Here is a 23,524-nt window from a genome sequence, read left to right on the forward strand (position 1 = left end):
ATGTCTATGCAGTCACCAGCTTTGCAGCCTTGGGATCGTAGAGATATCCCGTGATGCTGCCATCCTTGATGCGCGCCACGGCCTCGTCGATGACGAACAGCGGAACGAGAAACCACTCTTCGGGCTGCACGGGGTGACCGAAGCGGTCATTGATGGTGATGTTCAGGCGCGCAGGTGCGAACAGCCTGTGGAACAGGTTCTCCATCCGGGTGCGGTTGATGCCCGCGAGCTTATAAGTCGCCACCACTTCGACCTTCGCGAGCAAGTATGTGGACTCGTGTTCGGCGTTGGCAATGCGCGTCTCTACCTTTCCGCCGGTCACGCCCATCTTGTGGATGACGTCGCGGTGCTGCGCGACGTAGGGATGATCAGACAGAGAGCGCAGGACGTAGATCGTCCCGCTTTCGACATCATCGGCCTCAAGCTCGCCGCCGAAGGAGAGTTGCCCGCTCTCAGGTGAGGCCAGCCGCCGTGCGGCGGAGTCGTTGTAGAACGCGCGCTGGAGCGAGCGCAACAGCAGATTGCTCTCGGTGCCGTTGGAGAAGATGAGGCGCAGGCGGCGGTCCACCTCCCCCGCGGTCGTCTTCAGTGGCTCGCCGACCTCGGCGACGTAGAGCGTAAGGCCATCGAGAACGAAAAAGTCGCCGGCCTCGATCGCGCGGCGGCCCGCCTCGATGGACTGGGATTGGCGCAAGCCAGTCTTGACTTCCGTTTGCACGCGCTCGAACAAGGGGCGGAAGATTTCAAAGTCCTCGCAGGGCTTGCGATCCGCGATCTCTTCGGCTGCACGCTTTTCGGCGCTGGTACGGACGTGGCGCAGAACCGTGATGTCGTCTGCGTCGGCCACGTCCGCCAGCTCGGCAGCCAGGTCGTCGATGTCGATCGAATCGTCCGCCGAAGCGGCTACGGTTGGCGCGCCAGCAAGCAAGTCCTGATGGTCTAACGGCTCAAGTAAGGCGCGGCAATCCGGGAGCGCGCGTAGACGGTCGAGCCGTACGGCATAGAGGCGCTCGAATATGTCGCGGTCTTCGCCATGCCCCGGCGCACGCCCGTGCTCCTCGGTGAAACGTTGAATTTCCTCGAAGCCAGCGATGACGCGCTCCTCGCCGGCCGGGCGTCCATTTTTCTTCTCAGGCGGTGCGAACTCGGCCAGCTCTGCCGCGAGGTCGTCAAGATCGGAGTTACTCATAGCGTCCTTCCGCCCTGAAGCGCATGAACGCGGCCGCGCCTTCGGCAAGGTGCTTTTCCCAGGCATCCTGTGCGGTAACCGATGGGGTACGCCCACGCTCGCGTTTGAACTCCACCGCGCGCTTGGCGATCACTTTTGCATCTTCGGGTGTGATTGACGTGCGCTTGGCAGAAATGGCCGCCGCGACCTGCTTCAAGCTGTCCTCGCTCATGGTCTTGGCAAGGATGGCGTAGGCCTCCCCAAAGGGGTTGATGCGATCGATGAGATCAATGTCCAACTCGCGCACGTCCATCGCGAAGCGGCGCACACCGTCGATCAGGGCGGTGTTGGGCGAGCCGTCACTCTCGCCTTCGGTGACGAGCCGCTTGGCCTGCTGGGTGAGATTGAGGGCGGCAACGGCATGCTGGCGAACGGCCTCCTGATCTTCGGCGTCTAGATCCGGATATTTGTCCTTGATGATCTTGCCCATGCGAACCTGCGTAAGCTCCTCAGGCACCAGCTCCTCATCGAACAGGCCGCGTTCTATAGTCGGCTTGTCCTGAACGAAAGCAGCGATGACTTCGTTCAGGTCTTCCTGACAGATGCGTGCCGCCTCCTTGCTCTTGGGCTCGGCGAGGCCCTTGATCTCAATCTGGTACGCCCCTGTCTGCTCGTTGACACCGACATTGCAGCGGTCCGGGTCGTATCCCCCCTCGCCATAGTTAAATCCCGGCGTCGGGCCGCTATCGGGGTTCTTGGGTTTGAACTCGAAGCGCGGAGCAAGAACCTGCTCCATCAGCAAGCTCGCCGCGATCGCCTTCAACGTGTCGTTGACGGCCTCGGCAACAGCTTCCTCGGCTGCATCCGGCTCGGCGATCAAGTTGGTGAACCTCGCGCGGGTCTTACCAGGCGCGTCACGAGTAGCGCGGCCGATGATCTGCACGATCTCGGTCAAACTGGCGCGGTAGCCCACGGTCAGTGCGTGCTCGCACCAAATCCAGTCGAAACCTTCCTTCGCCATGCCAAGCGCGATGATGATGTCTACATGGTCCCGGTTGTTCTTCTGCGCCGGGTCTTTCAGAGCCGCGGACACCCGGTCCCGCTTCGCTCCATCGTCATCGACCAGATCGGCGATGCGCAGCATGTGCCCATCAGGGCGCCTGACGAGCTGGAAGCCAGTGGCGGCGTCGATGCCCTGCCACTCCCCCAGAGCCTCGATGATGTGTTCCACCTCCCTCACCTTGTCCTTCGTACTCTCGCGCGAATTGACGTTGGGGATGTGGATGATGGTTTTCTCTGCAGGATTGAGGACATTGAGGATGTCGTCGATGTAAGGCCCGCTGTAGAAGAAATAGCCGATGTCGAGTTGCTTGAGGTACTCGTAGCCGTTCAGTTGCTCGTAGTACGTGTAAGTGACGGTATCGAACTTCGACTCATCCTGAGGCGCGAGCACGGCCTCGGCGTCGCCGCGGAAGTAGGAGCCAGTCATAGCGACGATGTGGGTCTTGCCACGTGCAAAGAACTGCCCGAGGTGCAAGCCGAGCTTGTTGTCCGGGCTCGCTGAAACGTGGTGGAACTCGTCAACCGCGATCAGGCGATCGTCGAACGCTTCTACGCCGTAGACATCGACTGCGAAGCGGAATGTCGCGTGGGTGCAGACCAGCACCTTGTCATCGCCTTGGAGGAACGCGCCCAGCGCCTTGATTTTGCCGCCGTTGTCGTTGCCCGGTGCGTTGCACAGGTTCCACTTAGGTTCAACGTGCCAGTCGGACCAGAAGCCATACTTCGACAGCGGCTCGTCGTTGAAGCTGGCCCCGATGGACTTCTCGGGCACAACGATGATGGCCTGTTTGATGCCCTGGTTCTTGAGCTTGTCGAGTGCCACGAACATCAGCGCACGGCTCTTACCCGAGGCGGGTGGCGACTTGATGAGCAGGTACTGCTCTCCACGCTTCTCGTAGGCACGCTCCTGCATGGGGCGCATGCCAAGGGTATTGGCCTTAGCCGATGCGCCATTGCGAGCGTAGGTGACGGAAACGGTCGGTACAGCCTTGGTACTGTCGCTCATGCATTGGCTCCCGCCTTGCGCTTCTTGCCCTTGGCCGGTGCAGCCGAAGCGGTCATCTTGGTGTAGAGGTCAAACAGCTTTTCCAGCCGCTCGGTATCATTCTTGAAGCGGCGGCCGATGTAAATGCGCTCTAGTACTTCGTCGTTGCGATCATGCGCCATCCGTAAGTCGGCGGGCATGGCATCGGGATCGTAGAGTTCGGCGATAGTCGCCGGGAAGTGGCGCTCCCGCGAAAGTATGATTTCCTCGGCGCAGCGAGTGAGGTCGGCTTTGTTCTTTTCGGTCAGCTCAGGCAAGGGAAAAGTGTTGTAGCAAGTAGCAGAGGTATACCTAATACGATCTTCGAGCTTGCCTGAAACTGCCTCTACCCAACAGATATGTAGTGACGAAGAGACGACTGAAAACACATAGAGTTGTGGGTTCTGAACAATGTTTGCCGCATTATTGACGACCACCGTATTATCTAAATAGCCGGCTGTTACGTATTCACGTTTCTCCGAGAATACTGTTGGTACGATGATCTGCGGTGTGTTGCGCTTATTTATCCAAGCGAACTTGTGCGGGCGCGATACTGCCGTTTTGGCTCGCGTTCCACCGGCGATTCTGTACGCTTTTACGGCCGCGACTCGACGGGCAATTTCTTCGCATTGCAATGCATCATCGAGGTGTCGGTCTTCGATCCAGAGACACCAGCGTAGGGTGCCTTTAATAAACTCCCCGGAGCCCATGTAAGGCAGCACATATTTGGCAAATCGGCCCGACTGCATTTGGATGATCTGGTCCCGCGCATGGCGATCCAGAATCAGAAACCCGCCGTCCAATGCGCCGCTACCATCTGTAATCTCAGCATCAAATCCGAGGGTCTTCTTAGCGCCTTCCACGAACACATTTTTCGCGTTCAATAAATAGGCATTGATATTCGTTACCTGCCTGCTGTGAAGCTGTCCTTCGCTATTCGTTTCGTAGAGCTTGCGTTCACCAATGATCTTAGTCGCAAGGCCAACGACGACCACAGAAACACCAGCATTATGGCTCGCTAGGTTTGACCATTTGAATGAGGTGTGTGCAAAAGCAATTTCTTGGCCGGTCTCGAAAATGAGGGGCCACAGAATCGAAGCTTGAAGACCTTGGCAAACCGAGTTTGTCATCACAAACGCACTCGCGGCGGCAACGTAGCGGCTGTAATCGGAAGCCTTGATTACCCACCCACAGACGTAATCTAGTGCCTTCCACGTCGTTGTTCGATGGCTAAAGAGATCACTCAATTCCTGCGTTTGCTCCTTGGTTCGCCAATTGCTGCCTTTGTAAGGAGGATTTCCGCAGATATACGTTTCGCCGCCTTCATTTTCGAAGTCGATCTCTGCTTGATCTAAAGGAGTACCGAACAGGTCATCTGCAAGCACCTTCACGCTTCTCCCCGTGGGAGGGCAAATTGCCAACCAGTCGAGCCGTAAAGCGTTACCGCAGGTGATCCAGTTCTCGTTGCGCAGGGGAAGAAAAACGGCCAGCGCCAACTTTTTACCCCGGTACAGGACGTCGCACTGGTACTCGGCGATGACCAGCGCAAGGCGGGCGATCTCTGCGGGGAAGTCGCGCAGCTCGATACCGCGAAAATTCGTGAGCGGGATCAATGAGCGTATATCTGGTTCGCCGCGCCGACGGTTGATCTCGGCCTCGATTGCGCGCATTTCCTTGTAGGCTATGACCAGGAAATTGCCAGAACCGCAGGCCGGGTCGAAGACCCTGATCTTGGCGATGCGCTTGCGCAGGTTTAGCAACATTCGGACGTTATCGCCTGCTTCCTCCAGCTTCTCCCGCAGATCGTCGAGGAACAGCGGATTCAGCACCTTCAGGATGTTGGGGACACTCGTGTAGTGCATCCCCAGTTCGCCGCGCTCCTCGTCCTCGGTAACGGCCTGGATCATCGAACCGAAGATGTCGGGGTTGATCAGGGTCCAGTCCAGCCCGCCGACGTGCACCAGGTAGGATCGAGCGATTCTGCTGAATCGAGGCACCTCTTCACTGCCTGAGAATAACTGCCCATTAACGTAGGGGAAATCGGTAGCCCAACGAGGAATCCCCGCAGTGGCCCGGTCCTCGCGCTCAATGTTCATAGCTCGGAACAGTGTGGCGATCACCTCATGCGTGTTGGATGCATCCTTGGCGCTCATCGTCGCCACAGTGTCGGTGAAGGCGTCGCTGAAGATGTCGGTGTCCTCGGCGAAGAAGCAGAAGATCAGCCGCGCCATGAACTTGTTCATGTCGTGGCGGCGCTCTGACATGCCCCACTCGGGATTGTCTTTCAGTAGTTCGACATACAGGCGGTTCAGGCGGCTGGTGGCCCGGATGTCGAAAGCGTTTTCGCTGATTTGCCGGACGGTATTGATACCCGCCAGCGGCAGGAAGAAGCCAAAGTGGTCGGGAAAGTCTTTGAAAGCACAGGCGACGGTCTCGCCGCTGGACAGGTCTTCTGCCTCGAAGTCCGCACCGTCCGTGGCGAGGATGAACTTGGCCTTGGCCTTGGCCGTCGCCGGGCTGGCCTTGAGGGCGGCCAGCGTCTGCGTGACCCGCCCTGCGTCGCAGGTCAGGATGTGGATGTTGTTGGTTTGGAGAACACCGCCGAGGTCAGACTTGTTCGACGCCCCCGCGCGGAGACGTTTGATGGTCGTCTCCTTGTTACCGAATGCTTCAAGGAATCCGTAGGGGAACTCAGCGGACTCAAAAGGCCGATCCGCGAGGTCGGTGATGGCTTGCTCGATCTCAACTGCGTTCACTTGCTTTTCCTTACGCTTTCGGGGTCGGGCCATCCTAAAAAAGGCCAATGCCTACATGCGCGGTATTTGACCAGATGTTGCTCTTTGAATTCTCCCTGAAGGGATGTGACTCGGTGCACTAAGTCACGAGGCCTCCTTGCTAAACCAGCAATAGCTCAATGGTTCCGCTAGAAGATCCCCAAAAGTCCCGGGCAATGACCTGCTTGGTGTCTGCCTTTCAGTGGTACGAGGAAGAACGTCAACGCTGTTCGTCGTCAAGTCTTATGCGAGGATGACCCAATGGCATAAGGCGACTGGCCATTATGCCAAGCTGATGTCGTTTTTTTATGCGTGTCGAAGAACTCTCGCCATGTATTTAATGGCGTAGCCGTGGCTCGGCCGCGCATAGCAGTAGATGCAGCCGTGCTCGCAGCCCAGATACGGATTGATCGACTGGTCGAAGCCGATGTCCGGCGACTCGTTGCGGGTCAGGACCGATTTCGCCTGCACCGTCCGCACGATGGTCTCGAACGACGGCAGTGGTTCTTCTTCCCGCTGCCAGCCGTCGTCCACCTTCTCGATGCTGCGCGACTCGAAGCGGCCCTCGTCGTTCGAGCCGGCGCCGCGTCCCTTGCGCAGCACCGCCATCGAAGCCTCAGGCCTCGACCTTCACGCCCTTCCAGAACGCGACCCGTCCCTTGATCTCGGCGGCGGCCGATTTCGGTTCCGGGTAGTACCAGGCGGCGTCCTTGTTGCCGGCGCCATCGACATTCAGCGAGTAGTACGAGGCCGTGCCTTTCCAGCCGCAGACCGTGTGCGTGGCACTGTCGGCGAAGTATTCACGCTTGATCGAATCGGCCGGGAAGTAGTGGTTGCCTTCGACGACGACGGTGTCATTGCTTTCGGCGATGACGGTTCCGTTCCAGATGGCTTTCATGGGGTTTTGCTCGTGGTTTTGGGAAGCGGGGAATTCATGTAGTCCAGGGTCAGTCCGACCAGCGTCCTGACGCCCAGCGGCAGTCCGGCTTCGTCGATCTTGAAGCGCGGCGAGTGATTGGCGGCGTACTCGTCAGGCGAGCCGCCGGGCTTGCGCACGCCGACGAACACGAACAGGCCCGGGATCTTCTGCTGGTAGAACGAGAAATCCTCGGCCACCGTCTGCGGCGTGGTCTCGACCAGATTCGACGCGCCGGCGATCCGCGCGAGCGATGGCCGCATCTTCGCGGTCAGCGCCGGGTCGTTATAGGTGACGGGATACGCGGTCTCGTCGCCGATCAGCACATCGGCGGTGGCGCCGGACGCTTCCGCGATCCTGGTCGCGGTGCGGCGCACGGCCTCGTGAATCTGCTCGCGCGCTTTCGGATCCAGCGCGCGGATCGTGCCCTTCATCGTCACCGACTCCGGAATGATGTTGTTGCGCACGCCGCCATCGAACTTGCCGACGGTGACGATGGCCGGCGCTTCGGTGATGTTGACCTGACGGCTGACGATGGTCTGCAGTGCCAGCACGATCTGCGACGACACCACGATCGGATCGATGCCGCCCCATGGAATGGCACCGTGCGTCTGTTTGCCGTGGACGACGATGCTGAAGTTGTCGGCGCTCGCCATCAGGCCACCGGCGCGAAAGCCCAACTGGCCGGATTCGTACTGGGTGAGCACGTGCAGGCCGAAAATCACTTCCGGGACCGGCGCCTGGCTCAGCACTCCTTCCTTGATCATCAGCTCCGCGCCGCCTTCCTCGCCCTTCGGCTTGCCTTCCTCCGCCGGCTGGAAGATCAGCTTGACCGTGCCCGGCAGCCGGTCCTTGCGCTGCGCGAAGATCTTCGCGGCACCGAGCAGGATGGCCATGTGCGAGTCGTGGCCGCAGGCATGCATGACGCCGACATCCTTGCCGTCATAGGTGCTCTTGACCTTCGAGGCGAACGGCAGGTCGACTTCCTCGGCCACGGGCAGTCCGTCCATGTCCGCACGCAGCGCCACCACCGGCCCGGGCTTGCCGCCGCGCAGCACCGCCACGACGCCGGTGCGGGCGACGCCGGTCTGAACCTGATAACCCATCGCCTTCAACCTGCCGGCGACGTACTGGCTGGTCTCGAACTCGCGATTCGACAGTTCCGGGTGTTCGTGCAGGTAGCGGCGATCGGTGATCAGTTGGTCGGTGACACTGTCGACCAGATCATCGAGATCGTGGCTGCGCGGATTCTGCATCGCGAGCACAGGCCAGACCGACAGCATCGCCGCAGCCGAGACGGCTGCGCGCAGGGCATTTCGAATCATCGTGGGAACCGGCTGAAGGAGATCAGCCGCGAGATTAGCGTGTGGCCTTGCCGGTGTCTGCGGCAAACGTCCGCAAGCCGTCACCGGTGAGCCGGCAGATGCGCCACTCGTCCATCACGACGGCGCCGACGCTGCGATAGAAGCCGATCGCCGGCGCATTCCAGTCCAGCACTGACCACTCGAGCCGGCCACATTGCCGGGCCACGGCCAGTTGTGCCAGCGCCTGGAGCAGTGCGCGGCCATAGCCCTTGCCGCGATGGTCCGGATCGACGAACAGGTCTTCCAGATACAGGCCGCGGCGGCCCAGGAAGGTCGAGAAGTTGTGGAAGAACAGCGCGAAGCCGACGGCCTCGCCGTTCTCGCGGCCGATCAGACATTCGGCGCCGGGGCGATCGCCGAACAGCGCGTCGCGCAGGCCGTCTTCGGTCGCCACCACTTCGTGCGACAGCTTTTCGTAGTCGGCCAGCGCCCGGATCAGCCGCAGGATGGTCGGCACGTCATCGACCGTGGCGGGGGTGATCGCGAACATGGCTCAGATCTCGACATGGAAGCCCAGCTCGACCACGTCTTCCGGCGGCAGGCCGTAGAAATCGGTCGCGCGGGTGGCGTTGTGGGCCAGGAAGGCGAACAGGTGATCGCGCCACAGCGGCATGCCGGGCAGATCGTCGGACGGGATCAGGGTCGCGCGACCGAGGAAATAGGTGACGTTGTCGATGTCGATGTCGAGGCCGAGCTGCTCGCTGAAGCGCAGCGCCACCGGCACGTTCGGCGTCTGCATGAAGCCGTAGCGGATCACCAGCCGGTAGATGCCGGGCGCGATGCCATAGCCGCGCAGGCGCTCGACTGCCGGCACGCGCGGCTCGTCGACCGTCTGCACCGTCAGCAGCACGATGCGCTCGTGCAGCACGCGGTTGCGCTCCAGGTGGCGCAGCAGATAGGCCGGTGCGTGATCGTCGCCGGTCATGTAGACGCCGGTGCCGGGAATCTTGTGCGGCGGGTCTTCGCGGACGCGCCGCGCCAGCTCGTCGGTCGTGTCCTCGGCGGTGGCAATGCGCAGGTGGAACAGCTTGCGGCCACGGCTCCAGGTCGTCATCAGCGTGAAGATCAGCGCCGCCATCATCAGCGGCACCCAGCCGCCATCGGCAATCTTGAACAGGTTCGCGCTGAAGAATCCGAGATCGATGACCAGGAACAGGGCCGCCAGCGGATAGACGATGCGGCGCGGCCAGTCGTACCGGCGAGCGACGAAGAAAGTCAGGATCGTCGTCACCACCATCGTCGACGACACGGCGATGCCGTAGGCGGCCGCGAGGTTCGACGACGAGCGGAACACCAGCACCAAAGTGATGCAGGCCAGCATCAGCAGCCAGTTCACGGCCGGAATGTAGATCTGGCCTTGCTCCTCGCCGGAGGTCTGGACGATGTTCATCCGCGGCAGCTGCCCGAGCTGCACCAGCTGGCGCGTCAGCGAGAACGCGCCGGTGATCATCGCCTGCGACGCGATGATCGTCGCGAAGGTGGTCAGCGCGACCAGCGGATAGGTCATCCAGCCGGGTGCGAGCTGATAGAACGGATTGTGGACGTCCGGGTTGCCCAGAATCAGTGCGCCCTGCCCGAAGTAGTTCAGCAGCAGCGCCGGCAGCACCAGACAGCCCCAGGCGCGGCGGATCGGCGAGCGGCCGAAGTGACCCATGTCGGCGTACAGCGCTTCGGCGCCGGTGACGACCAGGAATACCGAGCTCAGGATGATGAACGCGGCGAAGCCGTTGTCGGTGAAAAAGTGCAGCGCATACAAGGGGTTGATTGCCTTCAGCACGCCCGGATTGCCGATGATGCCGGCGATGCCGAGCGCACCCAGCGTGGCAAACCAGATCGCCATGCCGGGGCCGAACAGGGCACCGATGTCGCCGGTACCGCGCTTCTGCATGAAGAAGATGCCGATCAGGATGATCACGGTCAGCGGCAGGATGATCGGCTGGAACGCCGGCGTCGCCACCTTGAGTCCTTCAAGCGCCGACAGCACCGAGATCGCCGGCGTGATCGCGCCATCGCCATAGAGCAAGGCGGCACCGAACAGGCCGACCATCATCAGGATGTTGCGCGTCGAACCCGGTCGCGAGCGCCACGGGTTCAGCAGCGCGACCAGCGCAATCGTGCCGCCCTCGCCGCGGTTGTCGGCGCGCATGACGATCGCCAGATATTTCAGCGTGACGATCAGGATCAGCGCCCAGGTGATCAGGCTGAGCACACCGTGGACGTTGGCCGACGACGCCTCGATGCTGTGCTCGCCGAAAAAGCATTCGCGCAGCGCGTAGATCGGGCTAGTGCCGATGTCGCCGTAGACGACGCCGAGCGCGGCAATGCCCAGACTCAGGGTCTTGCGATCACCGCGCATCGGCAATCACCTCGGGCTCGACAGCCGGTATCGGCGCGTTCAAGTGCGGATCAGACGCGAATCAGTCGTTCAGCGACAGCACGTCGCGCATCGAATAGAGGCCGGGCGGCTGCTCGGCCATCCAGACCGCAGCACGCAGCGCGCCCGTGGCGAAGTTCGCGCGGTTCGATGCCCGATGCGAGATTTCCAGCCGCTCGCCGTCACCGAGATACATCACCGTGTGATCGCCGACGACGTCGCCGCCGCGAACCGTGGCGAAGCCGATGGTGTTCGGGTTGCGCGCCCCGATCTGGCCTTCGCGGCCATAGACGGCATTGCTGCGCAGATCGCGGCCCAGCCCGGCGGCCGCGGCCTCGCCCAGCGCCAGTGCCGTGCCACTCGGCGAGTCGACCTTGTGCCGATGGTGCGCCTCGACGATCTCGACGTCGTACTCCGGCCCCAAGGTCCGGGCCGCGACCTCGACCAGCTTCAGCGCAACATTGACGCCGATCGAGTAGTTGGCCGCAATGCACACCGGAATGCTGCGCGAGGCCTTGCCGATCAGCACCTTCTGCTCCGGCGTGAAGCCGGTGGTACCGATGACGATCGGCCGGCCGATCTCGACACACGCCTCGAGCGCCGCCAGGGTGGCGGCCGGTGCGGTGAAATCGACCAGAACGGCCGACTGCGCAAGCGCCGGCAACAGGGCATCGGTCACCGGCACGCCGGCGGCGGCGGCACCGATCATCACGCCGGCGTCAGTGCCGACGACCGGATTGCCGGCCCGCTCGATCGCAGCGGAAAGCGTCAGTTCGGAGGAGCGGAGCGTGGCATCGATCAGCGCACGCCCCATGCGCCCGGAGGCGCCGAGGATGGCGACGGCTAAAGCTGGATTCATGAACGAATGACGAAGCAGTCAGCGAAGGCGCGTTAGATTACGCGCCTTCGCCAGCCTTGCGGGAATCCGCCGCGCAGCGGCACCGGAATTGACCTCGATCATCGGTCACGCGGCGGATGGCAGCGCCATCAACCCGGCTTGATGTGCTCGTCGAAGAACTGCTTGGCCTTGGACAGCCATGAGGTTGCCGCCGGGCTGTGGCGTTCGCCGCCCTTGTCGACGGTCTCGCCGAATTCCTTCAGCAGATCCTTCTGCTTGCGCGTCAGGTGCACCGGCGTCTCGACCACGACGCTGCACAGCAGATCGCCCTGCGGACCACCCCGCACCGGCTTGACGCCGAGACCACGAAGGCGGAACACCTTGCCGCTCTGCGTGCCTTCCGGAACCGTCAGCTTGGCCTTGCCGTTCAGCGTCGGCACGTCCATTTCGCCGCCGAGGGCAGCGACGACGAACCCGACCGGCACCTGGCAGTGCAGATCGTTGTTGTCGCGCTCGAAAATCTCGTGCGGCTTCACTTCCACCTGCACGTATAGGTCACCGGCCGGGGCATTCTTTTCGCCCGGTTCGCCTTCGCCGGTCAGACGGATACGGTCGCCGGTGTCGACACCGGCCGGAATCTTCACTTCCAGCGTCTTTTCCGAACGCGTCTTGCCGGCACCGCGACAGGTCTTGCACGGATCGGCAACGACCGTGCCGCGGCCACGGCAGGCCGGGCAGCTCTGCTGCAGCACGAAGAAGCCCTGCTGCACGCGCACCTGACCCTGTCCGCGGCAGGTCGAGCAGGTCGGTGGCGCCTTGCCGTCGACCGTGCCGTGGCCATGGCAGGGCTCGCAGTCGCGAACGGTGGGGATGCGGATCGTTTCGGTCGCGCCGAACACCGCCTGTTCCAGCGACAGTTCGATGCGATAGCGAAGATCGGCGCCGCGACGCGGGCCGCCGCGCCCGCCGCCGCCACCGAAGATGTCCGAGAACACGTCGCCGAAGATGTCGGCGAAGCCGCCGCCGAAGTCCGCACCGCCGCCGCCGCCGCGCTGCATGCCTTCGTGGCCGTACTTGTCGTAGACCGCACGCTTGTTGCCGTCGGTCAGGACTTCGTAAGCCTCGTTGGCTTCCTTGAATTTCTCCTCCGCCGACTTGTCGCCCGGATTGCGGTCCGGGTGGTACTTCATCGCGAGCTTGCGATAAGCCTTCTTCAGTTCGTCGTCCGAAGCGGTCTTGGCGACGCCAAGCACCTCGTAGTAATCGCGCTTGCTCATTTTGTTGGTGCGACGTGCGGCGTGAGGCGTGAGACGTAAAGACGTGGCATCGCGAAAATTCCCTGGTAGATCCCGGTCAACGCAAAAGGCGGGAGTCGAAAGGAGTTCGGCTTTTCACGCCCAACGCCTCCCGCCTCCCGCCTCCCGCGCAAAGCCTTACTTCTTGTCCTTCACTTCGGTGAACTCGGCGTCGACCACGTCGCCGTCCTTCGCACCCGGGGCGGCGCCGGCGCCGGCATCGGCACCCGGTGCGCCAGCCGCGGCGCCGGCCTTGGCGTACGCGCGCTCGGCGAGCTTGCCGGACGCCGTCGCCAGCACCTCGGTCTTGGCGGCGATGGCGTCCTTGTCGTCGCCCTTCATCGCTTCACGCAGGGCGGCGATCGCGTCCTCGATCTGCTTCTTCTCGTCGTCCTGCACTTCCGACGCCAGATCCTTCAGGGACTTCTCGACACCGTGAATCATCTGGTCGCCCTGGTTGCGGGCGGTGATCAGCTCGTTGAACTTGCGGTCTTCCTCGGCGTGCGCCTCGGCGTCCTTGATCATCTTCTTGATCTCCTCGTCCGACAGGCCCGAGTTCGCCTTGACCACGATCGACTGCTGCTTGCCGGTCGCCTTGTCCTTGGCGCTGACATTCAGGATGCCGTTGGCGTCGATGTCGAACGTGACCTCGACCTGCGGCACGCCACGCGGCGCCGGCGGGATGTCGGTCAGGTCGAACTTGCCGAGCGACTTGTTGGCCGCGGCCACTTCACGCTCGCCCTGCAGCACGTGCACCGTTACCGCGCCCTGATTGTCGTCGGCGGTGGTGAAGGTTTCGGACTTGCGGGTCGGGATCGTCGTGTTCTTGTCGATCAGCTTGGTCATCTTGCCGCCGAGCGTCTCGATGCCGAGCGACAGCGGGGTGACGTCGAGCAGCAGCACGTCCTTCACTTCGCCGGACAGCACCGCGCCCTGAATCGCGGCACCGACGGCGACCGCCTCATCCGGGTTCACGTCACGGCGCGGTTCGCGGCCGAACAGGCTCTTCACGGCGTCCTGCACCTTCGGCATGCGGGTCTGGCCGCCGACGAGGATCACTTCCTGGATTTCCGAAGCTGACAGGCCGGCGTCCTTCAGCGCGATCTTGCACGGCTCCAGCGTCTTGCTGATCAGGTCATCGACCAGCGATTCGAGCTTGGCGCGCGTCAGCTTGATGTTCAGGTGCTTCGGGCCGGTGGCATCGGCCGTGATGTACGGCAGGTTGACATCGGTCTGGCTCGTCGACGACAGCTCGATCTTGGCCTTTTCGCCCGCTTCCTTCAGGCGCTGCAGCGCCAGCGGATCGTTCTTCAGGTTGATGCCCGATTCCTTCTTGAACTCCTCGACGATGTAGTCGATGACGCGCATGTCGAAGTCTTCGCCACCGAGGAAGGTGTCGCCATTGGTCGACAGCACTTCGAACTGGTGTTCGCCATCGACCTCGGCGATCTCGATGATCGAGATGTCGAAGGTGCCGCCGCCGAGGTCATAGACGGCGATCTTGCGGTCGCCCTTGACCTTGTCCATGCCGAATGCCAGCGCGGCCGCGGTCGGTTCGTTGATGATGCGCTTGACGTCGAGACCGGCGATCTTGCCGGCATCCTTGGTCGCCTGGCGCTGCGCGTCGTTGAAGTAGGCCGGCACCGTGATGACCGCGTCGGTGACCTTCTCGCCGAGATAGTCTTCGGCGGTCTTCTTCATCTTGATCAGCACTTCGGCCGAGATCTGCTGGGCGGCCATCGCCTTGCCACGCGCCTCGACCCAGGCATCGCCATTGGCGGCCTTGACGATCTTGTACGGCACCATCGCGATGTCCTTCTGGACCACGGCGTCGTCGAAGCGACGGCCGATCAGGCGCTTCACGGCGTACAGCGTGTTGTGCGGGTTGGTCACGGCCTGGCGCTTGGCCGGGCGGCCGACGGTGGTCTGACCGTCTTCCTGGTAGGCGACGACCGACGGGGTGGTGCGCTCGCCTTCCGCGTTCTCGATGACCTTGGCGGTGCCGCCTTCCATGATCGCGACGCAGGAGTTGGTGGTGCCGAGGTCGATGCCGATGATCTTGGCCATGTTCTTGTGAGCTCCGGTATTCGTGAATGCAGCTGGGTTATAGATGAAGGCAATCTGTTGACGGGCCGGGCTAATTCAAGCGCGGCGTGTCACAGAGACCGAAACGAGACGTCAGGCGGCCGGTGGCGCCTTGGCGACCATCACCATCGCCGGTCGCAGCAGTCGGTCGTGCAGGCGGTAGCCCTTCTGCATGACGCTGAGCACGTGATTCGGCGGCACGTCGCTGCTCGGGATCGCCGAAACCGCTTCGTGCAGGTCCGGGTTGAACGGCTGTCCCGCCGGGTCGACCACGGCCACCGCGAACTTCTCGAACATCTGGTGCAGCTGCTTGTGCGTGATCGCCATGCCGTCGGCAATCGACTTCGCCGTCGCTTCCGGCGCGCTGGCTGCCTTCAGACCGAGTTCCAGACTGTCGGCGATGGTCAGCAGGTCGCCCAGCACGCGCTCGGCGCCGTACTTGCGGGCGCTGTCGATCTCGCGCTCGGCACGCTTGCGGACATTGTCGAGTTCGGCCACGGCACGCAGGTGGCTGTCTCGCGCCGTCGCGGCGGCGGTTTCTGCCTCGGTCAGGCGCGCGTTCAGCGCTTCGTATTCTTCGATCGACACCGTCGCCGGCAGGTCATTGTCAGGCGCAGCCGGTGTCGCTTCGGATTGATCCGTCATGATTGATTCCACTGGATTTTCTGGATGCAGGGGTGGCGGTCAGAGCGCCCCCGCGCCCTGCCCTGACAACCTGTTGGGGATGCCGCGACGGGTTTCAAGCCCGCGCGCGGCGGCAAAACCGCCGTGACGGGCGCTCCGGCCTCGCTTTTGGCGCGAGCGCGGCCCCGCCGGCCGGCAGCTTCAGCCCTGAACCCGGCCCGAGCCCAGCCCGGGTCCCATCCCGGTGCCCAGGCCTGTCCCCAGCAGCCGCGCGGTCTCGCTGACCAATGGAATGATCCGCTGGTAGGCCATCCGGGTCGGCCCGATCACGCCGAGCACGCCGGCGACCTGCCCGTCGATCGTGTACGGCGCGGTGACCAGACTGCAGCCGTCGAGCACCTGATAGCCGGATTCGCCGCCGATGAAGATCTGCACGCCGGTGCTGTTGAGGCACTGGTCGAACAGTTCCAGCAGGTCGCGCTTCTGGTCCAGCACGTCGAACAGCCGTCGCAGCCGGTTGATGTCGGCCAGTTCCTGGAACGCCAGCAGGTTGGTGCCACCGGCCAGCACGTAATCCTCGGCCTCGTCGCCGCGCAGCGCGGCTTCGGCGAGCATCGCAGCCTCGCCGAGCACCTGCTGCACGCGCTTCTGGGTTTCCTGGAAATCCTCGGCCAGCGAGCGGCGCAGGGTGTAGAGATCGCGCCCGGCGAAGGTCTCGTTGATGATGTTGGCGCAGCGTTCGAGTTCCTGCGGCGTGTAGTCGCGGCCCATGTCGAGCACGCGGTTCTGCACATCGCGCTGGTTGACGACCAGAATCGCCAGCACGCGTCCACCGGACAGGTTCAGGAATTCGATCCGCCGCAGCACCGTGACGTTGCGCCGCGGCACGGTGACGACGCCGGCCATCGACGACAGTCGGGACAGCAGGCCGGAAACGGTCTGCAGCATGTCGGCCGGCGACTTGTTGCCCGGCAGCAGTTCTTCGGCGATGCGCGACTGCTCGACTGCCGACAATGGTTCCGGCGCCAGCAAGGTGTCGACGAAGTAGCGATAGCCGGCCTGCGTCGGTACCCGTCCCGCGGACGTGTGCGGCGACGCGACGAAGCCGAGGTCTTCGAGATCGGCCATGACGTTGCGGATCGTCGCCGGGCTCAGTTCGACCCCGAACGCGCGCGCCAGCGTCCGCGAACCGACCGGAAGGCCATCCTGCAGATGGCGTTCGATCAGCAGTTTCAGCAGTTCGGCAGCGCGGGGATCGAGATTGACGGACATGGCGGGCTTCGAAACGACATCGATGACGATAGGATTTCCTGACAATACGGGCTTTTTCGCGATCGCGAGGCCGGCAGCAGACGCCTGAAAGCCGGGCAGCGTTTGCCGCATGAGCATGATAATTTGCGCACCTCACGCATTTATCAAGCGCGCCCGTCGCCCACCCCCGGCCTCCCACGCAAGCCCTGTGCCCCAGAGCCCTTTCCAGACCGTCGGCGTGATCGGCAAGCGGCGCGATCCGCGCGTGACCGACACGCTGATCCAGTTGTGCGGGCTGCTGCGCCAGCATCGCCGGACCATCCTGATCGATTCCGAAACCGCGCGCCTGGTGCCGGCCAGCACCGGGACCGCCGTCGGCCGTGACGAACTGGCCTCGCGCTGCGATCTGGTCGTGGTCATCGGCGGCGACGGCACCCTGCTCGATGCCGGCCGCAGTCTCGCCAGCGCCGGCGTGCCGATCCTCGGCGTCAATCAGGGCCGCCTCGGCTTCCTTGTCGATGTTCGCCCGGAAGACATGTCGAACACGCTCGATGCCCTGTTCCGAGGCGAATACATCAAGGAATCCCGCGTCGTGCTCGAAGCCAGCGTGCGTCGGGCCGATGGCGGCCTGAGCCTGCCGCTGCTCGCGGTCAACGATGTCGTCGTGCGCAATCAGGCTGCGATCCGGATGGTCGAATTCGCGACCTACCTCGCCAGCGACGCCGGCGGCTGGGAGTTCATCAGCCAGCATCGTGCCGACGGCTTCATCGTCTCCACCGCGACCGGTTCCACGGCGTACGCGCTGTCCGGCGGCGGCCCGGTGGTGCATCCGGCGCTGGCCGCGCTGGCCCTGGTGCCGATCTGCCCGCACACGCTGTCCGATCGCCCGATCGTGGTGCCGGCGTCGCGCACCGTGCGCATCGTGCTCGGCGTGAACGAAAGCGGTGCCACGATGACCTGCGACGGCCAGATCGGCACGGCGCTGAATCCGAGCGATGCGGTGGAAATCCGCCGCTCGCAACATGACCTGATCCTGGTCCATCCGCGCAGCTACAGCTATTTCGAACTGCTGCGCGACAAGCTCGACTGGGGTCGCCACCCGACCGGCAACGGGCCCGGCCGCGCCCCTGCCGGTGCCGCGTCCGGTTCGGTGCCCGGCAAGAACTGACCGCATGCTTCGCCATCTTCATATCCGCAACCTCGCGATCATCGACGAGCTGAGCCTGGACTGGAACGCCGGCTTCACCGTGCTGACCGGCGAAACCGGCGCCGGCAAGTCGATCCTGATCGACGCGCTGGGCCTCGTCATCGGCCTGCGCGCCGACTCCTCGCTGGTGCGTGCCGGCACCGACAAGGCCGAGGTCTCGGCCGAGTTCTCGATTGCCGACTGCCTCGACGCCCGGGCCTGGCTGGCCGAGCGCGAACTGCTCGGCGACGGTGCCGATCACGACGACTGCACGATCCGCCGCGTGGTCTATGCCGAAGGCCGCACCCGTGCTTTCGTCAACGGCAGCCCGGTGTCGGCCACCGACCTGCGCGAACTCGGCGAACGGCTGGTCGAGATCTTCGGGCAGGGCGAAAGTCGCAGCCTGCTGCTGACCGACGCCCAGCGCGGCGCGCTCGACGAGTTCGGCCGCCATCCGCAGCTGCTGGCGCCGGTCGCTGCCGCGGCGCAGGCAGTGCAGCAGATCGAGCGCGAGATCGAGAAGCTGCACGCAGCCCAGAGCCGCGATCCGGCCCAGCTGGAATACCTGCGCTTCCAGCTTCAGGAACTCGACGCCCTGGCGCTCAACACCGACGAGTTGCCGGAACTCGACGCCGAGCACCGTCGCCTGGCGAATGCCGGACGGCTGCTCGACGAAGGATTCGGCGCGCAACAGCTGCTGTACGGCGGCGACGCCAGCATCTACGACCAGCTGTCGAGTGCCGTCGCGGCGCTGCGCGGTCTGACGCCGCTGCATGAAGGGTTTGCCGAAGCCGAAGCACTGGCCGCCAGCGCGCAGGCGCAGGCGCGCGAGGCCGCGGACAGCCTGCGTCGGCTGCTCGACAAGCTCGACCTCGATCCCGAACGTCTGGCCGCAGTCGAGAATCGTCTGACCGCGATCCACGATCTGGCGCGCAAGCATCGCGTGCGTGCCGACGATCTGCCGGACCGTCATGCCGCGCTGCGCGAGGAACTGGCCGGCCTCGAAGATGCCGGCAGCGCGCTTGAACGGCTCGAGGCTCAGCGCAAGGCAGCTTTGGCGGCCTTTGCGACGGCGGCCTCGGCGCTGACCGCTGCCCGGCGCAAGGCGGCGGATGCGCTGTCGGCCGATGTCACGCGCCGCGTGCGCGAGCTCGGGATGCCGAATGCCGAGTTCGTGATCGCAGTGGAAGCGCTTGGTCGCGACAAGCCGCTGCCGCACGGCACCGATCTGGTGCGCTTCGATTTCTCGGCGAACCCGGGCCAGCCGCCACGGCCGCTGGCCAAGGTCGCGTCCGGCGGCGAACTGTCCCGCATCAGCCTTGCCTTGCAGGTCAGCCTGCTGTCCGACGCGGGAGCGGCAACGCAGATCTTCGACGAGGTCGATGCCGGCATCGGCGGCGTCACCGCCGACGTCGTCGGACGTCAACTCCGCGAACTGGGCGGACGCCGCCAGGTCCTGTGCGTCACCCATCTGGCGCAGGTTGCCGCCCAGGGTGTCGACCACTTCGGCATTGCCAAAGCGGTCGAAGCCGGCAGCACTTTCACGCGCGTGCGGCGGCTGGATGCCGCGACCCGTGTCGTCGAACTGTCAAGAATGCTCGGCGGCGACGGCAGCGGCGGCAGCACCGTGACCTTGGCCCGGGACCTGCTGAAGCGCGCGGCCGGCTGATTCGTCGCCGGCGCGTCACTCGTCGCTCAGAGCCGACGGTTGCTCGCGGTCTTCAGGTGCGGGCAGTCCTTCTTCTGGCACTCGCCGTACATGATCAGGTTGTGCTCGATCAGCTTGAAGCCGAGCGATTCCGCCTTCTCGCGCTGGCGCTTTTCGATGATCTCGTCCTCGAACTCGTCGACCCGGCCGCACTGCATGCAGACGATGTGATCATGGTGATGACCGCGTTCCAGTTCGAACACGGCGTGACCGCCCTCGAAGTGGTGGCGGGTGACCAGACCCGCCGCTTCGAACTGCGTCAGCACCCGGTAGACCGTCGCCAGACCGATGTCCTCGCCGCCGTCCATCAGCCGCCGGTAGATCTCTTCGGCAGACAGATGCCGCGTCGGGCTGTGCTCCAGCATTTCGATGATCTTCAGGCGCGGCAGCGTCACCTTCAGTCCGGCATTGCGCAAATCCTGTGATTCCATGGGGCTTCCTGGGCGACGAATGGCGGCGCGCTCGGCGTCTGGGGCCGGCTGGCGTGCGGGGGGCGGAGGTTCGGCTATTATCGCACCTCGCTTTTCAGCCACAACACCAAGTCCTGTCCATGCGTCTGATCCTGATGTCCCTGCTGGTGCTCGGCCTTTCGGGCTGCTCGATCGTTTACAAGCTGCCGACGCGTCAGGGCAATGTCATCGACCAGAAGCAGTTCGATTTGCTGAAGGTTGGTCAGACCCGCGAGCAGGTGAAGTTCCTGCTCGGCACACCGATCGCCACCTCGCCGTTCCGGACCGATCGCTGGGACTACTTCGGCTATTACAAGGACCCGCGCGGCAAGGTATCGAGCCGCACGATCAGTCTGTATTTCGACGCCGACAAGCTCGCCCGGATGGAAGGCGTGCAGATCGCCGGGGCCGCGCGACCGCTGGACTCGCCCGACGTCGAGCGGATTCAGGCCGAGCAGCAGAAGAAGGAGGCGATCGAGGTTCAGACGCCGCCTGCAGCCGAGCCGGCTGCGCCCTGAGCGTCAGGCGGTCTGCGCAGCCACGCTGCTCAGCGCCGCGACAGCCGTGCGCGCTGCCGGCGCGCCTGCTTTGGATCCGCCAGCAGATCCCGATACAGCTCGACCCGGTCGCCATCGGCAAGACGATCGCCCGGCACGCGGAGGCGACCATGGATGCCGGCCGTCCACTGCTCGCCTGCCGGCATCCAGCCTGACGCCGCCACCGCATCGGCCACGGTCGCACCCGGCGGCAACGCCAGCATGATCCGCCTCGGGGCACCCGGGCGATCCTGAACCACTTCCACCTGCAGTCGATCTGTCACCCGCGAACTCCCCGAGCCTGCCGCGATGTAGCGCGACACTCGCCGTCACGCGGGCCATCGGCGGCGCCTTCAACACTCCTATAATGCAACGATGAATCAGGCGAAGAAGGGCGGCAAGCGCAAGGAAGACGAGGCGGATCGCGACATTGCGCAGAACCGGCGCGCGCGTTTCGAGTATTTCATCGAAGACACGTTCGAGGCCGGCATTCAGCTGCTGGGCTGGGAAGTGAAAAGCCTGCGGGTCGGCAAGGCCCAGATCACCGAAGCCTACGTGATCATCAAGAACGCCGAGGCGTTCCTGCTCGGCGCGCATTTCACCCCCCTGCTGTCGGCATCGACGCACGTCGTGCCCGACGCCACGCGCACCCGCAAGCTGCTGCTCCAGCGCAAGCAGATCAACCTGCTGATGGGCAAGGTCGACCGCGCCGGCTACACCATCGTGCCGCTGGACCTGCACTGGACACGAGGCCGCGCCAAGCTGACCGTGGGTCTCGCCAAGGGCAAGAAGCTGCACGACAAGCGCTCGACCGAGAAGGATCGAGACTGGCAGCGGGAGAAGGGCCGCGCCCTTCGCCACGACGCCTGAGCCGCCATGCACTGCCGTCGACGCCAGCTTGTGCATTGACACCGGCTTCGCACTGTATTGACGCAGGATCGACGTCTGCACGCCCCTTCCGCGGGCGGAGAAAGTTGCTTTTTCCGATTCCGGCCACCGGTACGCACGTAAACCGAAAATTGGGATTTTCACCCGATTATCGAACACATCGATTCCGGATACCGCACTTAGCAAAGTTGGCCGTCGAACCGTGCGCGCGGTCCTGTCAGAATCAAGTTGCCGGAGGCGTTTTGCAGGCTCTTGATCGGCAACGATTGCAAGCGTTTTCAACAGACTGCGCGACAATCTTGCGGTCGGCTTGATTTTCGTCAATCCCGAACGATTTGTCAGAACGAACAGTGGTATATTTCTACTGTAACGGGGGTGACATGGTCTCGACAGTGACTGGAAATCCAACGTGCATGCCGAGGTGCTTTCCTCCCTCGTAAAACTTGAAAGCAACCAAGCTAGTTGCGAACGACGCTAACTACGCCCTCGCCGCTTAATCGCGGTGAGCGGTTGCCCCGGTGGTGTTGATGCCCCGGAAGCAGCCGTCGACTCTCATCAACTCGCGATAAAGGCAGGTCACTGGCCAATACGCTAAAACCCAAAGTGAATAGGTGATTGCGTTCCGTGCCCGTCCGGGAGCAATCAATGAAAACTAAAGACTGGCTAAGCATGTAGAGCGAAGGACGGAAGGTTGTTGGACGCGGGTTCGATTCCCGCCACCTCCACCATTTCGGGGATTGCGGCCGCAATCCACGGTTGACATCGGCTGCGGCCGGTGTCAACCGGTCATCGGAACAGCAGTGCCGGTCGGTCATACCGGTCGGCATTGGGCTATGAGGCTGGTTCATGGTGCACTTATTGCTAAATGGAAGGTGCATACGCTTTTCGTGAAATGGCCATACGTCCGTCATCAAAGACCAACACCCCACGGCGAGAATTCCGACGATTTGCGGTGAACCGCGAAGTCTGCGCCGCCGGCCACCGGCGAATGTCAATCAACACCCTTTTCACCTTGTTCGCGATCCCGTGCAGTCTTCACGGGGCAGCGCTGTTTCACCACGGCTTGGGGAAGCCGAGTAGCTGATTTCAACCACTATTCGATCAATCAACAAAAAAGTAAGCGATGACGGCCAACAATCTCGTCTTCATCGTCATGGACAGCTGCCGCTACGACAGCTACCTCGCCGCCAAGCGTCCGAACATGGACCGACTGGGAGGTGGGCAGAAGCGCTATTCGTTCGCGTCCTGGACCAGCCCGTCGCACTACACCTACCTGATGGGGATGATCCCGCACACCAGCCCGCAGGGCGTGTTCGCGTCGGAGGTCTACAAGAAAGATTTCTCGCTGTGGGTCGACCGTATCGGCATCAAGGACCTGTCGTTCAAGAGCTTCGTCCCCCAGCTGTCGCTGCCGCACGTGCTGCAGCAGAACGGTTATCGAACCTCGGCCAAGGTCTCGCTGCCGGTGCTCAATCCGTTCTCGCACCTGAACAAGCACTTCGACGACTACAAGCTGATGGCGAATCACAACGATTTCGCCGGCATGGTCAAGCAGATCGAGTTCGACGAGTCGGAGCCGCAGTTCTACTTCCTGAATCTGGGCGAGACGCACTACCCCTTCATGCTGGACCCGAAGAACATGCCGCACATCTCCGGCGTGCATGGGGTGTTCAAGCGCATGGACGACAACATGGGCGTCGAGACCGAAGACAAGTTCTTCGATGACGAGCAGATGCGCGACCTGCACAAGCAGCAGATCCGTTGCGTCGAATACATCGACGAAGTACTCGACGCATTGATCGCCAAGGCACCGGTCGGCACGCATTTCGTCATCACCGCCGATCACGGCGAGTGCTTCGGCGAAGGCGGCTACTTCGGCCACGGCCCCATCGTTCACGAAAAGGTTCTTGAAGTACCGTTCCTGGAAGGGAAAAAGCGATAACGCGACGGCTTCGACCACGAACCAACGCGTCATTCTGCTG

General features: G+C 63.2%; 19 protein-coding genes, 1 other RNA gene and 1 pseudogene. 6 read left to right on the plus strand and 15 right to left on the minus strand.

The features are described 5' to 3' along the window. Nucleotides 1-4 precede the first annotated feature (4 nt). The 13 genes and pseudogenes from QZ951_RS07540 to hrcA all read right to left on the minus strand — a co-directional run bounded on the left by QZ951_RS07540 (nucleotide 5) and on the right by hrcA (nucleotide 16,796). Nucleotides 5-1,189: a GIY-YIG nuclease family protein gene (locus tag QZ951_RS07540; RefSeq protein WP_292999925.1), complete on the minus strand. Its 1,185-nt coding sequence runs from the start codon at nucleotides 1,187-1,189 to the stop codon at nucleotides 5-7. Further along, nucleotides 1,182-3,236, minus strand: a complete 2,055-nt coding sequence (locus QZ951_RS07545; RefSeq protein WP_292999926.1) for a DEAD/DEAH box helicase — start codon at nucleotides 3,234-3,236, stop codon at nucleotides 1,182-1,184. The genes QZ951_RS07540 and QZ951_RS07545 overlap by 8 nt, the downstream gene beginning before the upstream one ends. After that, on the minus strand, nucleotides 3,233-6,010 hold the full coding sequence (locus QZ951_RS07550) for a DNA methyltransferase (protein WP_292999927.1): 2,778 nt from the start codon (nucleotides 6,008-6,010) through the stop codon (nucleotides 3,233-3,235). Before QZ951_RS07550 ends, QZ951_RS07545 begins: the two co-directional genes overlap by 4 nt. Nucleotides 6,011-6,373: 363 nt before the next feature. Then, nucleotides 6,374-6,631: pseudogene (locus tag QZ951_RS07555) on the minus strand (radical SAM protein); the annotation flags it as partial. 13 nt (nucleotides 6,632-6,644) lie between these two features. Beyond that, complete coding sequence (locus QZ951_RS07560; RefSeq protein ID WP_292999929.1) at nucleotides 6,645-6,926, minus strand: DUF427 domain-containing protein; 282 nt, start codon at nucleotides 6,924-6,926, stop codon at nucleotides 6,645-6,647. Next, complete coding sequence (locus QZ951_RS07565) at nucleotides 6,923-8,269, minus strand: amidohydrolase (protein WP_292999930.1); 1,347 nt, start codon at nucleotides 8,267-8,269, stop codon at nucleotides 6,923-6,925. The genes QZ951_RS07560 and QZ951_RS07565 overlap by 4 nt, the downstream gene beginning before the upstream one ends. Before the next feature lie 34 nt (nucleotides 8,270-8,303). Next, the gene (locus QZ951_RS07570) at nucleotides 8,304-8,798 is read right to left on the minus strand and encodes a GNAT family N-acetyltransferase (protein ID WP_292999931.1); all 495 of its coding nucleotides are present in this window, start codon (nucleotides 8,796-8,798) and stop codon (nucleotides 8,304-8,306) included. A gap of 3 nt (nucleotides 8,799-8,801) precedes the next feature. Beyond that, on the minus strand, nucleotides 8,802-10,664 hold the full coding sequence (locus QZ951_RS07575; RefSeq protein ID WP_292999932.1) for a potassium transporter Kup: 1,863 nt from the start codon (nucleotides 10,662-10,664) through the stop codon (nucleotides 8,802-8,804). A 61-nt stretch (nucleotides 10,665-10,725) separates the two neighbouring features. After that, complete coding sequence (dapB, locus tag QZ951_RS07580) at nucleotides 10,726-11,541, minus strand: 4-hydroxy-tetrahydrodipicolinate reductase (protein WP_292999933.1); 816 nt, start codon at nucleotides 11,539-11,541, stop codon at nucleotides 10,726-10,728. Nucleotides 11,542-11,669: 128 nt separating this feature from the next. Next, nucleotides 11,670-12,797 carry a molecular chaperone DnaJ gene (gene dnaJ / locus QZ951_RS07585; protein ID WP_292999934.1) on the minus strand — a complete coding sequence of 376 codons (1,128 nt, stop codon included), beginning with the start codon at nucleotides 12,795-12,797 and terminating at the stop codon, nucleotides 11,670-11,672. Between the two features lie 156 nt (nucleotides 12,798-12,953). After that, nucleotides 12,954-14,882, minus strand: coding sequence for a molecular chaperone DnaK (gene dnaK, locus QZ951_RS07590; protein WP_292999935.1), 1,929 nt, complete (start codon nucleotides 14,880-14,882; stop codon nucleotides 12,954-12,956). Between the two features lie 111 nt (nucleotides 14,883-14,993). Then, entirely contained in the window at nucleotides 14,994-15,545 is a 552-nt protein-coding gene (gene grpE, locus QZ951_RS07595) for a nucleotide exchange factor GrpE (RefSeq protein WP_292999936.1), read from the minus strand. A gap of 180 nt (nucleotides 15,546-15,725) precedes the next feature. Next, nucleotides 15,726-16,796 (minus strand): heat-inducible transcriptional repressor HrcA, encoded by a 1,071-nt coding sequence (hrcA, locus tag QZ951_RS07600; protein ID WP_292999937.1) that lies wholly within the window; start codon nucleotides 16,794-16,796, stop codon nucleotides 15,726-15,728. A gap of 187 nt (nucleotides 16,797-16,983) precedes the next feature. Here hrcA and QZ951_RS07605 point away from each other — a divergent pair, with 187 nt between their 5' ends. Continuing rightward, a complete protein-coding gene (locus tag QZ951_RS07605) occupies nucleotides 16,984-17,943 on the plus strand; it encodes an NAD(+) kinase (protein WP_292999938.1) in 960 nt (319 codons plus the stop codon). 4 nt (nucleotides 17,944-17,947) lie between these two features. Further along, on the plus strand, nucleotides 17,948-19,630 hold the full coding sequence (gene recN, locus QZ951_RS07610; protein ID WP_292999939.1) for a DNA repair protein RecN: 1,683 nt from the start codon (nucleotides 17,948-17,950) through the stop codon (nucleotides 19,628-19,630). Between the two features lie 26 nt (nucleotides 19,631-19,656). On the opposite strand, the gene fur is transcribed toward recN, so the two are convergent. Beyond that, entirely contained in the window at nucleotides 19,657-20,100 is a 444-nt protein-coding gene (gene fur / locus QZ951_RS07615) for a ferric iron uptake transcriptional regulator (protein WP_292999940.1), read from the minus strand. A gap of 119 nt (nucleotides 20,101-20,219) precedes the next feature. On the opposite strand from fur, the gene QZ951_RS07620 reads away from it, so the two are divergent. After that, on the plus strand, nucleotides 20,220-20,636 hold the full coding sequence (locus tag QZ951_RS07620; protein WP_292999941.1) for an outer membrane protein assembly factor BamE: 417 nt from the start codon (nucleotides 20,220-20,222) through the stop codon (nucleotides 20,634-20,636). Between the two features lie 29 nt (nucleotides 20,637-20,665). Here QZ951_RS07620 and QZ951_RS07625 read toward each other — a convergent pair whose 3' ends face one another. Beyond that, nucleotides 20,666-20,920 (minus strand): RnfH family protein, encoded by a 255-nt coding sequence (locus tag QZ951_RS07625; RefSeq protein WP_366943847.1) that lies wholly within the window; start codon nucleotides 20,918-20,920, stop codon nucleotides 20,666-20,668. A gap of 109 nt (nucleotides 20,921-21,029) precedes the next feature. On the opposite strand from QZ951_RS07625, the gene smpB reads away from it, so the two are divergent. From smpB to QZ951_RS07640, 3 genes are all read left to right on the plus strand, one after another. Further along, a complete protein-coding gene (smpB, locus tag QZ951_RS07630; protein WP_292999943.1) occupies nucleotides 21,030-21,524 on the plus strand; it encodes an SsrA-binding protein SmpB in 495 nt (164 codons plus the stop codon). Nucleotides 21,525-21,913: 389 nt separating this feature from the next. Continuing rightward, nucleotides 21,914-22,270, plus strand: a transfer-messenger RNA (tmRNA) gene (gene ssrA / locus QZ951_RS07635). A gap of 395 nt (nucleotides 22,271-22,665) precedes the next feature. Beyond that, a complete protein-coding gene (locus QZ951_RS07640) occupies nucleotides 22,666-23,484 on the plus strand; it encodes a sulfatase-like hydrolase/transferase (RefSeq protein WP_292999944.1) in 819 nt (272 codons plus the stop codon). Nucleotides 23,485-23,524 lie beyond the last annotated feature (40 nt).

Origin of the sequence: Nevskia sp. (assembly GCF_021732705.1) — a bacterium.
GTDB lineage: Bacteria > Pseudomonadota > Gammaproteobacteria > Nevskiales > Nevskiaceae > Nevskia.

Coding starts and splice junctions, on each gene's coding strand:
- QZ951_RS07540 (WP_292999925.1), bottom strand. CDS start 1,189: ATGAGTAACTCCGATCTTGACGACCTCGCGGCAGAGCTGGCCGAGTTC.
- QZ951_RS07545 (WP_292999926.1), bottom strand. CDS start 3,236: ATGAGCGACAGTACCAAGGCTGTACCGACCGTTTCCGTCACCTACGCT.
- QZ951_RS07560 (WP_292999929.1), bottom strand. CDS start 6,926: ATGAAAGCCATCTGGAACGGAACCGTCATCGCCGAAAGCAATGACACC.
- QZ951_RS07565 (WP_292999930.1), bottom strand. CDS start 8,269: ATGATTCGAAATGCCCTGCGCGCAGCCGTCTCGGCTGCGGCGATGCTG.
- QZ951_RS07570 (WP_292999931.1), bottom strand. CDS start 8,798: ATGTTCGCGATCACCCCCGCCACGGTCGATGACGTGCCGACCATCCTG.
- QZ951_RS07575 (WP_292999932.1), bottom strand. CDS start 10,664: ATGCGCGGTGATCGCAAGACCCTGAGTCTGGGCATTGCCGCGCTCGGC.
- dapB (WP_292999933.1), bottom strand. CDS start 11,541: ATGAATCCAGCTTTAGCCGTCGCCATCCTCGGCGCCTCCGGGCGCATG.
- dnaJ (WP_292999934.1), bottom strand. CDS start 12,797: ATGAGCAAGCGCGATTACTACGAGGTGCTTGGCGTCGCCAAGACCGCT.
- dnaK (WP_292999935.1), bottom strand. CDS start 14,882: ATGGCCAAGATCATCGGCATCGACCTCGGCACCACCAACTCCTGCGTC.
- grpE (WP_292999936.1), bottom strand. CDS start 15,545: ATGACGGATCAATCCGAAGCGACACCGGCTGCGCCTGACAATGACCTG.
- hrcA (WP_292999937.1), bottom strand. CDS start 16,796: ATGTCCGTCAATCTCGATCCCCGCGCTGCCGAACTGCTGAAACTGCTG.
- recN (WP_292999939.1), top strand. CDS start 17,948: ATGCTTCGCCATCTTCATATCCGCAACCTCGCGATCATCGACGAGCTG.
- fur (WP_292999940.1), bottom strand. CDS start 20,100: ATGGAATCACAGGATTTGCGCAATGCCGGACTGAAGGTGACGCTGCCG.
- QZ951_RS07620 (WP_292999941.1), top strand. CDS start 20,220: ATGCGTCTGATCCTGATGTCCCTGCTGGTGCTCGGCCTTTCGGGCTGC.
- smpB (WP_292999943.1), top strand. CDS start 21,030: ATGAATCAGGCGAAGAAGGGCGGCAAGCGCAAGGAAGACGAGGCGGAT.
- QZ951_RS07640 (WP_292999944.1), top strand. CDS start 22,666: ATGACGGCCAACAATCTCGTCTTCATCGTCATGGACAGCTGCCGCTAC.